The organism is Streptomyces sp. NPDC020917, from assembly GCF_044333795.1.
Lineage (GTDB): Bacteria > Actinomycetota > Actinomycetes > Streptomycetales > Streptomycetaceae > Actinacidiphila.
Genome location: NZ_JBIRRR010000006.1, coordinates 418745 through 432764 on the forward strand (window position 1 = coordinate 418745; position 14020 = coordinate 432764).

At 75.0% G+C, this 14020-nt stretch carries 9 protein-coding genes; 1 reads left to right on the top strand and 8 read right to left on the bottom strand.

Annotation, left to right across the window (positions count from 1 at the left end; genetic code table 11):
• Positions 1-10 precede the first annotated feature (10 nt).
• From iolD to ACH4TG_RS16455, 6 genes are all read right to left on the bottom strand, one after another.
• On the bottom strand, positions 11-1987 hold the full coding sequence (gene iolD / locus ACH4TG_RS16430) for a 3D-(3,5/4)-trihydroxycyclohexane-1,2-dione acylhydrolase (decyclizing) (protein WP_398242968.1): 1977 nt from the start codon (positions 1985-1987) through the stop codon (positions 11-13).
• Entirely contained in the window at positions 1984-2946 is a 963-nt protein-coding gene (iolB, locus tag ACH4TG_RS16435; RefSeq protein WP_398242969.1) for a 5-deoxy-glucuronate isomerase, read from the bottom strand. Before iolB ends, iolD begins: the two co-directional genes overlap by 4 nt.
• Entirely contained in the window at positions 2943-3821 is an 879-nt protein-coding gene (locus ACH4TG_RS16440) for a deoxyribose-phosphate aldolase (protein ID WP_398242970.1), read from the bottom strand. The genes iolB and ACH4TG_RS16440 overlap by 4 nt, the downstream gene beginning before the upstream one ends.
• Positions 3821-4792, bottom strand: a complete 972-nt coding sequence (gene iolC / locus ACH4TG_RS16445) for a 5-dehydro-2-deoxygluconokinase (RefSeq protein WP_398242971.1) — start codon at positions 4790-4792, stop codon at positions 3821-3823. The genes ACH4TG_RS16440 and iolC overlap by 1 nt, the downstream gene beginning before the upstream one ends.
• A 2-nt stretch (positions 4793-4794) precedes the next feature.
• The gene (locus ACH4TG_RS16450; protein WP_398242972.1) at positions 4795-5715 is read right to left on the bottom strand and encodes a TIM barrel protein; all 921 of its coding nucleotides are present in this window, start codon (positions 5713-5715) and stop codon (positions 4795-4797) included.
• A 298-nt stretch (positions 5716-6013) separates the two neighbouring features.
• Complete coding sequence (locus tag ACH4TG_RS16455; protein ID WP_398242973.1) at positions 6014-6805, bottom strand: GntR family transcriptional regulator; 792 nt, start codon at positions 6803-6805, stop codon at positions 6014-6016.
• A gap of 115 nt (positions 6806-6920) precedes the next feature.
• On the opposite strand from ACH4TG_RS16455, the gene ACH4TG_RS16460 reads away from it, so the two are divergent.
• Positions 6921-7916, top strand: a complete 996-nt coding sequence (locus tag ACH4TG_RS16460; RefSeq protein WP_398242974.1) for a Gfo/Idh/MocA family oxidoreductase — start codon at positions 6921-6923, stop codon at positions 7914-7916.
• Between the two features lie 99 nt (positions 7917-8015).
• Here ACH4TG_RS16460 and ACH4TG_RS16465 read toward each other — a convergent pair whose 3' ends face one another.
• Together ACH4TG_RS16465 and ACH4TG_RS16470 are read right to left on the bottom strand one after the other, a co-directional pair.
• The gene (locus ACH4TG_RS16465; protein ID WP_398242975.1) at positions 8016-11003 is read right to left on the bottom strand and encodes a glycoside hydrolase family 2 TIM barrel-domain containing protein; all 2988 of its coding nucleotides are present in this window, start codon (positions 11001-11003) and stop codon (positions 8016-8018) included.
• Between the two features lie 96 nt (positions 11004-11099).
• A complete protein-coding gene (locus ACH4TG_RS16470; RefSeq protein WP_398242976.1) occupies positions 11100-13826 on the bottom strand; it encodes an alpha-mannosidase in 2727 nt (908 codons plus the stop codon).
• Positions 13827-14020 lie beyond the last annotated feature (194 nt).

The following is a 14020-nucleotide window of genomic DNA, read 5'->3' on the forward strand; positions in this document are numbered from 1 at the left end:
GCAGGCTCCTTCAGTGGTGGTGCGGAAAGTGGTCGTCCGCCGGCTGTGCGGGGGCGAGGTACGGGCGCTGGCCGGCCTTGTGCCGGACGTACTCCTCGTGCGCCGCCCGCGTGGAGTCGAGGGTGGCGGTCTGGCTGACCGGGACGTCCCACCAGCTCGCGCTGTCGGGCGCGGGCACCAGCGGGTCGGTCTCGACGTGGATGACGACTGGCCCGCCGTCGGCCGGCCACGCCTTGGCCTCGGCGATGGCGGCCGCCAGTTCGTCGCGGGAGTGCACCTCGATCACATGGGCGCCCAGGCTGCGGGCGTTCGCGGCGAGGTCCGTCGGCAGGCGCGGGCCGTCGAGGCGGCCGCCGGCGCCGCGGTAGCGGTACTGGGTGCCGAACCGCTGGGAGCCCAGGGACTCCGAGAGCGAACCGATGGAGTGGAAGCCGTTGTTCTGCACCAGGACGACGACGATCTTGACGCGTTCCTGGACGGCGGTGGCGAGTTCGGTGGGCATCATCAGATAGCCGCCGTCGCCGACCATCGCGAAGACGTCGCGGGTGCCGTCGGCGAGCCGGGCGCCGATCGCGCCGGGGATCTCGTAGCCCATGCAGGAGTAGCCGTACTCCACGTGGTAGCCCTTGCGGTCCCGGACCCGCCACAGCTTGTGCAGGTCGCCGGGCATCGAGCCGGCCGCGCAGAGCACGACGTCGCGCGGTCCCGACAGCTCGTTGACGCAGCCGAGCACGGCGGACTGGGTCAGGACGCCCTCGGCGAGGCGGTCGGTGACGGAGGCGTCCGGGTGGTACGCGGCCTCCACGGCGGCGTCCCACTCGGCCCAGAGCGCGGCCTGCTCCTGCTCGTAGTCCTCCGGGACGCGGTGGCCGGCGAGCGCCGCGGTCAGCGCGGTGAGCGCCTCGCGGGCGTCGGCCACCAGTGCCAGCCCAGATTGCTTGCCGGCGTCGAAGGCCGCCACGTTGAGGTTGACGAACCGCACGCCGGGCTGCGCGAAGGCGGTGCGGGACGCGGTGGTGAAGTCGCTCCAGCGGGTGCCGACGCCGATGACGAGGTCGGCCTCGCGGGCCAGGGCGTTGGCCGCGGTGGTGCCGGTGGAGCCGACCGCGCCCATCAGCCGCGGGTGGCCGTGCGGCAAGGAGCCCTTGCCGGCCTGGGTCTCGCCGACGGGGATGCCGGTCGCCTCGGCGAAGGCCCGCAATGCGTCCTCGGCGCCGGAGTAGTGGACGCCGCCGCCGGCCACGATCATCGGGCGCCGGGCGCCGCGCACCAGGCCGGCCGCGGCCTCGACGAGGGCGGTCTCGGCCGGCGGGCGGGCGATGTGCCAGGTGCGCGGGGCGAACAGCTCCACCGGCCAGTCGTACGCCTCGGCCTGCACGTCCTGCGGCAGCGAGATCGTGGCGGCGCCGGTGTCGGCGGGGTCGGTGAGCACCCGCATGGCGCCCAGCAGCGCGGCCGGCAGCTGCTCGGGCCGGCTGACCCGGTCGAAGAAGCGCGACAGCGGGCGGAAGGCGTCGTTGACGCTGAGGTCGGCTGCGTGCGGCTGCTCCAGTTCCTGGAGGACGGGCGCGCTCACGCGGGTGGCGAAGGTGTCCGAGGGCAGCAGCAGCACCGGGATGCGGTTGATGGTGGCCAGTGCCGCGCCGGTGAGCATGTTGGTGGAGCCGGGCCCGATGGAGGCGGTGCAGGCCCATGTCTCCAGCCGGTCCTGCTGGCGGGCGTAGGCGACGGCCGTGTGCACCATCGCCTGCTCGTTGCGGGCCAGGACGTAGGGCAGCGGAGAGCGGCCGGCCGCGGGCAGGCTCTCCTGCTCGAGCTGGAGCAGCGCCTGACCGAAGCCGGCGACGTTGCCGTGGCCGAAGATCCCGAAGACGCCGGCGAAGAACCGGCGGCGCTCGCCGTCCCGTTCCGACCACTGGGCGGCCAGGAAGCGGGCCGTCGCCTGGGCCACCGTCAGCCGCACCGTCGCGGCCTGCTGCGTGCTCATTCCGTCTCCTTCGTCGCCGGAGCCGCGTCGGGGCCCGGTCCCGTTCCCGCCGGGCCGCCCAGCGGCAGCCGCGGGTCGAACGGCTGGTCCTGCCAGGTGTCGCGCACCCAGGCGTGAGCGGGGTCGTCGCAGATCAGCCAGGCCCGCTCGGCGCCGGGGCCGGCCATAACGTTGAGGTAGTACAGGTGGGCGTCGGGCGCGGCCATCGAGGGACCGTGCCAGCCGTGCGGCACGAGCACGACGTCGCCGGTGCGCACCTCGGCGAGCACGTCGATCGGCCGGTCCGCGCCCGAGGCGTAGACCCGCTGGTAGCCGACCGGGTCGGTGCAGCGCGGGTCGGTGCCCTGGGTCTCGAAGTAGTAGATCTCCTCCAGGGCGGCCTCCTCGCCCGGGCGTTCGGCGTCGTGCTTGTGCGGCGGCCAGGAACTCCAGTTGCCGGCCGGGGTGACGACCTCGCAGGCGATGACGGAGTCGGCGTCGAGCACCGCGGGCGTGCCGAAGTTGCGCACCTCGCGCGACGCCGCGCCGGCGCCGCGCCGTTCGACGGGCACTTCGGCGGCGGGGACGCGGTGGACGGCGCGGCCGGTGCTCCCGGGCGCCAGAGCACCGGCGAGGGCGACGCGGGCGGGGGCGCCGCCGGCCGCCCGCACGGTGATGCGGGCTCCGGCGGGCACGTACGCGACGTCGGTGGGTCCGGCGAAGACGTCCGGCCGCCCGTCGAGGGCGATCTGGTGGACCTGCCCGTCGGCGGTCCCGGCGGTGACGTGCACGGCGCCGGACAGCGGGACGACCAGATGCTCGAAGTCGCCCGCGGCCAGGGTGCGGGTGTCGTCACCGGCCAGGTGGGCCGTGCGCAGGCTGGTGTGGTGCCAGCCGGGGTGGGCGTCCGTGACGGCGAGGTCCCAGCCGCCGGCACCGGCGGTGCCGTACGGCAGGACCCAGCGGGGGTCGTCGGTCACCTGCTGCTCCCGTGGGTGAGGTCGGCCGCGATGTCCACGGCGGCGGCCACGTCGCCGTCCGGCGGGTAGAGCAGGGCGCGCCCGACGACCAGGCCGCGCACCTGGGGGATGCGCAGCGCGGCGCCCCAGGAGGCGTAGGTGTCGCGCGGGTCGCCCTGGGGGTCACCGCCGAGCAGGAGGGTGGGCATCGTGGTGGCGTCCAGGACCCGTTCCAGGTCGTCGACGACCGGCAGTTTGAGCCAGGTGTGGGCGCTGGTCGCGCCGAGGCCGCTGGCTATGTGGATCGAGGTGATGACGCTGTCGGGGTCGAGGAGGTTGCGGGAGCGGCCGCCCTCGCGGACCGACAGGAAGGGCTCGACCATCGCCATCAGGCCAAGGCCGGCAAGTCCCGTGACGGCGGCCGCGGTCGACTCCAGCGTGGCGGACGTCCCCGGGTCGCCGAGGCAGATCCGGGTGAGGGTCTTGCCGCCGTCGAGCCCCTGCTCGGCGATGGCCTGCGGGGTGTAGGCGGTGAAGCGGTCGTCGAACTCGAAGGCGGCGCCCTGCAGCCCGCCGCGGTTCATCGAGCCGATGACGACCTTGTCCTCCAGGGCGCCCATCAGCAGCAGGTCGTCCAGCAGGTCGGGGGTGCTGAGCACGCCGTCCACGCCGGGGCGGGAGAGCGCGGTGGCCAGGCGCCCCAGCAGGTCGGTGCGGCTGGCCATGGCCCGCGCGTCGTCGCGCACGCCGAGGGCGCCGCGGGCGGGGTGGTCGGCGGCGACGACGAGCAGCCGGCCGTCGTCCCCGAGCAGGGGCCGGCGGGCGCGCTTCTGCCAGGCGCGGCCGATGCGTTCGGGCTCGCGGGCCCGGATCTCGGTCAGTTGTGCGGTGTCCATCAGGCCGTCCTCTCGGAAGGGCGCGCCCGGGAGGCGAGCGCCGCCTCGACCTCGGCGGTGGTCGGCATGGCGGTGGAGCATTCGAGGCGGCCGGCGACCAGGGCGCCGGCCACGTTGGCGAACGCGATGACGCGTCCCAGGTCCCAGCCGGCGAGCAGGCCGTGGACCAGCGCGCCGCCGAACGCGTCTCCCGCGCCGAGGCCGTTGACGACCTGGACGGGGAACGGCGCCACCTCGACGCGCTCGTCGCGGGTGGCGGCGAGGACGCCTTTCGGGCCCTGTTTGACGATCGCCAGGTCGAGGCCGCGCTCCAGCAGGGCGTCCGCGGCGCGCTGCGCATCGCGCTCACCGACCGCGACCTCGCACTCCTCGCGGTTGCCCACGGCGACGGTGACGTGCTCCAGCGCCAGGCTCACCTGCTCGCGCGCCTGGGCGGCGTCCGCCCAGAACATCGGCCGGTAGTCGAGGTCGAGGACGGTGGTGGCCCGCCGGCCGCGCGCCTGCCAGGCGGCGAAGTGCGCCGCCCGGCTCGGCTGCGCGGACAGGCCGGTGACGGTGGCCCAGAAGACCGCCGTGTCGCGGACGGCGTCCAGCGGCAGTTCGTCCGGCTCGATCATCAGGTCGGGCGCGGTGCCGTAGCGGTAGAAGTAGAGCGGGAAGTCGTCCGGCGGGAAGACCTCGCAGAAGGTGACCGGGGTGGGCGGCCCGTCCGGGTCGGTGATCGCGGTGATGTGGGCGGGGTCGACGCCCAGCCGGGCCGCCTCGGCGCGCACGTAGCGGCCGAAGGGGTCGTCGCCGGTGCGGGTGATGAGGGCGGCGTCGCGGCCGTGGCGCGCGGCGGCGACGGCGACGTTGGTGGCGCTGCCGCCCAGGAACTTCTGGAAGGTGCGCACCTCCTCCAGCCCGACGCCGTGGTCGAGCGGGTAGATGTCGACGCCGGTGCGGCCGATAGTGACGAGGTCGTGGGCCACCGTCACTCCCCCTGCGCGGCGGGCGAGTCCGCCGTCCCGGCGGCCACGGCGAGCAGGTGGGCCACCGAGGCGCGGACGTCGTCGCGCGGGTCGGCGCCGCCGGGCTCGCCGGGGGCGGCGTGCAGCACGGTGTCCTGCTCCAGGACGTACCAGCCGGCGTACCCGGCGTCCTCCAGCAGCCGGACGATGGCGGCGATGTCGACGTCGCCGGCGCCGAGCGGCACGTACATCCCCTCGGCGACGGCGGCGGCGTACGGCGTCTCGCCGGAGCGGACCCGGTCGGCCAGGGCGCGGCGGACGTCCTTCAGATGGACATGGGCGATCCGGTGGGGGTGGCTGGCGGCCAGGGCGACGGGGTCCCCGCCGCCGATGAGCAGGTGGCCGGTGTCCAGGCAGATCCCGATGCCGCTGCCGTCGAGGACGCGCTGGGTCTCCACGCCGGACTCGACCATGGTGCCGACGTGCGGGTGGAGGGTCGCGGTGAGGCCGGCGGCCGCGGCCGCGGCGGCGATCCGGTCGAGGTTGGCGAGCAGGCAGGCCCAGCCTGCGTCGTCCAGGACCGGGCGGGCGTCGTAGCCGTCGGTGCCGGTCGCGGCGGCGACGACCACGGTGCCGGCGTCGGCGGCGACCAGGCCGGCGATCGCGGCCTCGACCTCGGGCAGCGGGTCGTGGCCGGGGTCGTGCAGGACGACGGGCACGAACTGGCCGACGGCGCGCAGGCCGTGGGCGGCCAGCACGGCGGCCTTGTCCGCGGGTGCGTCGGGCAGGAAGCCGTCGGGGCCGAACTCGGTTGCGGACAGGCCGAGTTCCCGCATCTGGGGCAGGACGGTGTCCGGGCCGAGCTGGTGGCCCCAGCCGGGGACCTCGCACACGCCCCAGGAGATCGGTGCGCCGGCGATCCGCTCGGCGAGGGGGGCGGTCACGACCGGGCTCCGTTCGCCCGGCCGGTGTCCGGCCCGGCGGTGTGACTCTGGCGGCCGGCCGACGTGCTCCGCATGGCGCGTCCTTCTTCCCGGTAGGTGTCGTGGGGTGTGGTGCTCTTCCCTACGGTGCGCCGCGACGGCCCGCACCGCACACCCGCGGACGCGCGGCCCGTGGGTGTACCTCGAGCCTCCCCCGAAGGCGACGACAAGTCAATAGTTTGTCCTGACATTCTGACTTCTGGCGAAGCGATCAGGGTGCGGCCGGCCCGGCGGCGAACGGCGTGGGGCCGGCCACCGGTCAGTGCGCGGCGACCGTCATCTCGAACGCGTAGCGCGAGGCGCGGTAGACGTGCGCGCCGTACTCCACCGGCCGGTCCGAGGCGTCGCGCGCGGTGCGGACCATGGTCAGCAGGGTCGCGCCGCGGCTCTCGTCCAGCAGCCGCGCCTCGGCCGCGGTGGCCCGGCGGGCACCGATGGTCTGGTCGGCGGTGCTCAGCACGATGCCCGAGCGGCGCAGGAGCTGGTAGAGCCCGGCACCGGCCAGCACCTGCGGGGTGAGGTCGACCAGGCCGGCCGGCAGGTGGTTGTGCAGCAGCGCGATCGGTTCGCCGTCGGCGAACCGCAGCCGCTCCAGCGCCAGCACGTCGGCGCCCTCCTCGATCTGCAGGGCCGCGGCGACGTCGGGCTCGGCGGGGACGGTCGCTATGGAGAGCACCTCGGTGGCCGGGCGCCGCCGGTCGCGGGCCAGGTCCTCGTAGAGGCTGGTGAACTCCAGCTGGCGGCGGATGCGGTTCGCCACCACCTGGGTGCCGACCCCGCGCTTGCGGGCCAGCAGGCCCTTGTCGACCAGGTGCTGCATGGCCTGACGCATCGTCGGGCGGGAGAGCCCGAACTGGTCGGCCATCGCGACCTCGTTGCTCAGCCGCGTGCCGGGCGGCAGCACCCCGGACTCGATGAGGTGCTGCAACTGCTGGGCGAACTGGAAGTACAGCGGGACCGGGCTGCTGCGGTCGATGGTGATCTGCTGTGCGAGCGACTCCACGTCCACCCCTCCTGGAGACTTCTGCCGACGGACCCCAGTATGACGCATCAGGCGGCGTAATCTCTGTACGTCCATATGTCATAACAAACTCTTGCCTTGTCATCCATCGAAGAGTAAGAATCATGAGGCCGCCAACGGCGCTCCACACGAAAGGCACCCGCACATGCGCATCGGACTCATCGGCACGGGCCGCATCGGCGCGTTCCATGCCGCCACCCTCGCCGGCCTCGACACCGTGGCCGGCATCGTGGTGCACGACGCCGACGAACGCTCCGCCCGCACCGTGGCCGACCAGGTGGGCGCGACGTACGCGGGTGACCTGGACGCCCTGTTCGGGGCGGACCTGGACGGCGTGGTCATCGCCGCGCCCACCGCCTTCCACGCCGAGCTGATCCTGGCCGCCCGCAAGGCGGGCCTGGCCACCTTCTGCGAGAAGCCGGTGGCCGGCACCCTCGCCGAGACCGACGCGGTGCTCGCCGCGCTGGACGGGACCGAAGTCCCGCTGCAGATAGGCTTCCAGCGCCGATTCGACGCCGGCTACCTGGCCCTGCGCGAGGCCGTCGCGGACGGGCGGCTCGGCTGGACGCACACCCTGCGCGCCGTCACCGCCGACCCCGCCCCGCCGCACCCGGGCTACATCCCGGCCTCCGGCGGCATCTTCCGCGACTGCTCGGTGCACGACTTCGACATCATCCGCTGGGTCACCGGCCGCGAGGTCACCGAGGTCCACGCCACCGGATCCAACCGCGGCGAGGACTTCTTCGCCGCCGCCGGCGACGTCGACACCGCCGTCAGCCTGCTCACCCTCGACGACGGCACGCTGGCCACCTGCACCGCGACCCGCTACAACGGCGCCGGCTACGACGTCCGTCTGGAGGTCTGCGGCTCCAAGGGCACCCTGGCGGCGGGCCTGACCGACCGCAGCCCGCTCACCTCGGCCGAGGGCGGTGCCTGGCCCGCCGGCACCCCCTACGGCGGCTTCATGGAGCGCTTCAAGGACGCCTACCGGGCCGAACTGGCCGCCTTCACCGAGGTGGTGGCCGGCCTGCGGCCGAGCCCGTGCACCGGGCAGGACGCCCGGGCGGCCCTGGCCGTCGCCGAGGCCGCCACCCGTTCGCGTCTGGAGGGCCGCCCGGTCCGGGTGGACGACGCGGGCTGACCTTCCGGCAACAGGTGCGCGGCCCCGGCGGATGACTCCCGCCGCGGCCGCGCGCCGTTCCGGCGCGTCCTCACCGGAGCGCCCCTGGCCGGTCACCCGTCAGCCCGCCCGCAGCCGCAGCCGGATGGTGCGCGCCTCGGGCCGCAGCGCGAACTGCGGCCACACGTCGGGCCCGCAGGCCCGCGAGCCGAGGCCGTGCTGGGCGGCGTCGATGATCAGGTGCCCGGCGGTGGACTCCGGCAGCTCGAACGGATGGGCGGCGCGGGCGACTTGCTGCGGGGTGTGCCGGGCCAGGCTGAAGCCGGGCCGGCGGCCGCGGCCGTCAGGGTAGGCCGTCACGCGCAGCACGCCGGTGCCGCCGCTGGTCAACGCCAGCTCCCGCACCTGCGAGCGGTGCCCGGTCTCCTGCGGCCGGGCGTACTCCACCGCCAACTCCCCGATGCCCGCGGTGAACCGGCCGGTGCGGGCGGCCCGCATGCTGTCCGGGTAGGACTCCAGCGGGCCGGTGCCGAACCACTCGGCGCCGTCCACCGGCGCGCCGGCGTCGGGCAGTTCGAAGCGGACCCCGATCCGCGGCCACACCGTGGACCAGCCGCGCGAGGGCGCCGTCTCCACCCGCAGCTCCAACTCGCCGTCCTGCAGCGACCAGGTGGACTCCACCGTCACCGACAGCCCGGAGTTGGCGGCCGAGACGCGGTCGACGGTGCGCAGCGCGCCGTCGGCGCACTCCACCGATATCCGGCGCGTCGTCAGCCGGTCCAGGCCGTCGCGCCGCCACAGCGCGGCGCTGGAGATCCCGGCGATGCTCGCGTCGCTCTCCTCGACCTCTCGCGAGGTCCCCTCGTCGTTGTCGGTGGGCGCCCGGAACAGCTCCAGCGCCGGCCCGGTGACGGGCCGTCCGGCCAGCCGCACCAGCGAGCCGGCCGCGAACTCGGCGATGCCGAGCGTGAGCGTGCCCTCGGCCGGGCGCCAGCCGTCGACCGTCCGGACGGCGGGGGCGGGGCGGGGCGCCGAGCGGTCCTGCTGGGCGGTGGCGACCTCGTGGCCGGCCTCGGCCCAGGCGGTCGCGGCGGCGAGCACGGCGTCGACCGTCAGCCAGGTCTCGGCATCCTCGGCCACCGGCACGGACGGCAGCGGCACGCTGACCGACTCTCCGGCAGGCACCACGGGCACCGCCAACTCGCCCTCGCCGGCCCGGACTCCGTCGTGCTCGACCCGCCAGCGAAAACGAAGGTCGGAGGTGTCGGCGGAGTGCCGGAGGTTGGCGATCTCCACCGTGCCGCCGGTGAAGGAGAAGCGCACCGGCTGCACAACGGCCTTGAACTCGTACAGGCTCGGGGTGGGCACGTCGTCGCTGAGCACCATGCCGTCCATGACGAAGTTGCCGTCGTGGACGACCTCACCGAAGTCGCCGCCGTACGCGAAGTACGGGGTGCCGTCGGCGGTGGCGGTGGCGATGCCGTGGTCGCGCCACTCCCAGACGAAGCCGCCGTGCAGCCGCGGGTGGGCGTGCACCAGGGCCTCGTACTGGTCGAGCGCGCCGGGCCCGTTGCCCATCGCGTGCGCGTACTCGCACAGCACGAACGGCTTGGTCCGCTGGTGGGCGCCCTGCGCGGGGGTGCAGCCGAGCAGCGCGGCGCGCGAGCCGTCGGTGCCGATCTGCTCGGTCTCCGGTACGGAGGAATACATCCGGGAGTACACGTCGGTGTAGGCGCCGGTGTAGTCGCCCTCGTAGTGCACGGGCCGGCCGCTGTCGCGGGCGTGCACCCAGGCCGACATGGCGGCCAGGTTGGCGCCGGTGCCGGCCTCGTTGCCGAGCGACCACATGACGATGCTGGCGTGGTTCTTGTCGCGCTCGACGGTGCGGTGGATGCGGTCCAGGTACGCCTCGCGCCAGGCCGGGTCGTCGCTGGGGTTGCCGGTCCAGCCGACCGCGTCGAAGCCGTGGGTCTCCAGGTCGCACTCCAGGACCACCCAGAAGCCGAGTTCGTCGGCGAGGTCGAGCAGCCGGGGGTGCGGCGGGTAGTGGCTGGTGCGGATCGCGTTGACGTTGAAGCGCTTCATCCGGGCCAGGTCGGCGCGGGCGTGCTCCTCGTCGAAGACCCGGCCCCGCTCGGGGTGGGTCTCGTGGCGGTTCATGCCGTGGAAGACGACCCGGCGGCCGTTGACGAGGAACCGGTCGCCGCGGATCTCCACGGTGCGGAAGCCGATCCGCAGGGTGACCGTCTCGGCGGCGCTCGCCACCGTCGCCTCGTACAGCCGCGGCTGCTCGGCGGTCCACGGCTGCACCGCGCCCGCCGCGAGCGGCGCCACGTGCGCCGGGCTCTCCCAGACCTGCTCGATGCCGAGTTCGGGGATCCGCAGGGTGACGGGGAAGGCCGCGGGGTCGGCGGTGACCTCGGGGGCGAGCCGCCCGTGCCCGTCCTCGTAGCCGGTGCGCAGCCAGACGTCCTCGATGCCGCCGGCGGGGCGGGCGTGCAGGGTGACGTCGCGGAAGATCCCCGGCAGCCACCACTGGTCCTGGTCCTCGACGTAGCTGGCGGCCGACCACTGGTGCACTCGCACCGCGACGGTGTTGCCGCCGGGCCGGACGGCCGCGGTGACGTCGAACTCGTGGGCCAGCCGGCTGCCGCTCGCGCCGCCGATCTCCTGGCCGTTGACCCAGACCCGGAACAGCGACTCCACGCCGTCGAAGCGCAGCACGATCCGCTCGGCGTCCGCCCAGCCGTCGGGCAGGGTGAAGTGGCGGCGGTGGTCGCCGGTCGGGTTCTCGTCCGGGACGTGCGGCGGGTCGATCGGGAAGGGGAACTGCACGTTGGTGTAGATCGGCCGCCCGTGGGCCCCGTCGCCCTTCAGGACCCAGTGCGAGGGCACGGGCAGGGTGTCCCAGCCGCTGTCGTCGAAGGCGTCCGCCGCGAAGTCCTCAGCGACCCGTGCCGTGGGCGACAGGCGGAACCGCCAGGACCCGTTCAGCGAGAGGGAGGGGGCGTCGGAGCGCAGCCAGGAGCGCGCGGGGCGCAGGGCGCCGTACCCGGGTGCGGGGTCGGCGACGTGCGCGGTGCCGGAGGCGGTTCGGGGGGAGGACACGAGGTCACGACTCTTTCTCGAAAGGGCTCTTCCGGGGGCGCCCGCCGGCCGGCCGGTGCGGCGGGCGGGCTCCCCGTGGTGCGGTGGGGCGGCGGTTCAGCGCAGGAGGACGGTGCGGATCTCCCAGGGGCCGAGGTCGAGGCCGAGCGCGCCCGGGGCGGCGGCGGGCCCGGCCAGCGGGCGGCCGAGCAGGTCGACCGTGGCGGCCTCGGTGAACGCCCCGGTCACCCGGGCCCGCGCGCCGGTGTCGCTCATCGCGACCAGCCGCACCTCGGTGCCGGACGCACCGCCGTCGCCGGTGACCGTGCGGATCGACGAGACGAACACGTCGGGTCCCTCGACCGCGATCCCCGCGGTGTCCTCGGGCAGGGCGCCGCCGGCGGGGGCGGTGCCGCGGGCCACCAGCACGTCGTTGCGGAAGAGTTCGGCCATCGCCACCGCGCCGGCCTGCTGCCAGCCGCCGGCCGAGGGCAGGACGGCCAGCCGGTTCTCGATCCGCAGGCCGAGGTCCTGGGCGCCGGGCGCCGGGATCTCGCTCGCCGCGGGCTCGTCGCGGTAGGGGTGGATGTTGACGCTGATGGAGCCGATCGCCCGCAGCAGGGTGACCGCGAGTTCGCTGCCGTCCCCGACGACCTCGTACTCCGCGGTGTGGTCGAGCAGCACCGTCGCGGGGCCGGCGGCGACGAACTGGCTCGCCGGGAACGTCGGGATCGGGTGCTCGCCCCAGCCGCCCTCGGCGGTCAGCCCGCGCGGGGTGACGGCGAACTGCCCGGCCGAGGCGGAGCCGGTGACGGGCTCGGGCAGCGGCACGTGCAGGCGCAGCCGGTGGTCGGCCGAGCGGTTGAGGAACGAGGTGGTCAGCCGGACGAAGGGCTCGCCGGCCCGCAGCTCCACCAGCGTCTCCACGGGCGTCGGCACGGTCTGCGCGCTGCGCACGTCGCGGTCCTCGGTGAGGGCGACGGGCCAGGCGTAGACGCGGGTGACGCGGGTGCGGGCCCGCAGTGGTCCCTGCTCCAGGACCTCGACGGTGACCTCGGCCGGCTCGGAGACCAGCTGGTCCTCGGCCGGGGGGCCGTAGTTGTAGCTGTCGCCGCGGTCGCCGCCGTCGACGAGCCGGCCCAGGCCGCGCAGTGCCGTGCCGTCGGCGCCGGTGACGTCCAGGGTGCCGTCGGCGGCGACGGCGACCTCGACCAGGCCGTTGGCCAGGGTGCGGCCGGCGGCGGTGGCGGGGGTGAAGTCGGGCTCGGGCGCGTGCTCGGCGGGGGCGACGCGCACGCTCGCCAGGCCCGAGGCGGGCACGTGCACCGGCGCGAGGGCGGTGGCGCGGGCCTCCTCGAGTGTGAGCACCCGCCACTCCCCCGGGTGCGCGGCCACGGCCTCGGCCACCTTGCGGCGCAGGATCAGCAGGTCGAAGGCGCCGGAGGACGGCACCTCGGCGAGGTGGAAGACCAGCGATCCGGGGGTCAGTTCGTAGGTGTCGATCAGCCGGCCGAACAGCTCGCGGCGGTGGATGCGGCGCAGCACCCGCTCGACCTGGGAGGCGTCCATCACCTCGTCGCTGAGCACGGTGGGCGCCGTCGAGATCAGCTGGACGGGGTGGAGCGAGCCGTCGGCCGCGGTGGCGGCCAGCACGCCGCGCTCGGCGGGTGCGACCACGTCCACCTCGATGTGGGCGGTCCGGGGGTGCGGCAGCGGATTGGCGACCAGGTGGGCGTCGCTGGGCACCCGGGCGGCGGGCTCTGCCACGGCGGCGTCCCGGACCGCGCGGGCGGCCTGGGCGGCCTCGGCGAGGCGGGCCTCGACCTGCTCGCAGGTCTCGTCGGTGCCGGAGCCGACGACGGAGTCGTGCGCCGTGGACTCGATGATCTTGTGCCAGGCGAGGGTGAGGAAGGGCGTGCCGTCCTGCCCCGACCACAGGGCGCCGGCCCGCTCGGCGTGGTCCACGGTGCGTTCGGCGGCGGCCATGCGCTGCTTGAGGCCCAGCCGGACCGAGAGCACGCCGGGCAGGATGTTGCCGCGCACGTGGCTGCGCAGTTCGCCGGTGACGACCGCGGTGGGCTCGTCGCGGACGTGGTCGCGCAGGTACTCCTCCAGCGTGGCCAGTGTGATCGGGCGCTCGTCGCTGGAGGCGCGGTGCAGCCAGGCGGTCAGCCGCGGGTCGGGGGCGTTGTGGTCGGTGCCGGCCATGGCGAGCACGGGGTCGTTGCCCCAGCGCTCCGCGGTCATCTCGGCGTAGTCGCCGAGCGCGCGGCCGATGTGCTCGGGCACCAGCAGGACGTCCAGGCCGTTGTCGTAGCCGTCGAAGAGGAACTCGGTGCGGACCTCGGAGCCGTCGGGGGCGCGCCAGCGGAACGCGTGGCCGTCCACCGTGCCGGGCACGCCCCGCCACAGGGCGGCGTGCTCGATTCCGGCGCGGGCCAGGATCTGCGGCATCTGGGCCACGTGGCCGAACATGTCGGGCAGGTAGCCGATCCGCATGGCGCCGCCGAGCTTCTCGGCGGCGGCCCAGCCCATCTGCAGGTTGCGCACGATGGTCTCGCCGGAGCACAGGAACTCGTCGAGCAGGATCAGCCAGGGCCCGACGGCGAGCCGGCCGTCCGCGACGAGCGCGGCGAGGCGGTCGCGGTGCTCGGGCCGCATCTCGAGGTAGTCCTCGACCGCGGCCATCTGCCCGTCGACGGTGAACCGGAAGTCCGGGTGCGCCTCGGCGGTGTCGAGCACGGTGTCCAGGGCGGTCACGAGGCGGTGCCGGAACACCTGGAAGGGCTCGTACCACTCCCGGTCCCAGTGGAAGTGGGGGACGAAGACGGCGGGATTGCGCATGGGTCGGCGACCTTCTGTCGGCAGGGCCTGGCGGCCTCGGGGAGCGAAGGGGGGGCGAGGGGGCTCGCGGTGGGGCTTGGCGGGGGGCGGGGGGGGGCCGCGGGGCGGGGGGGGGGGGGGCCCCCCCCCCCCCCCCAAACCCCCCCCCAACCCCCCCCCCCCCCCCCCCACCCCCGCGCACCGACCAAAAAAAA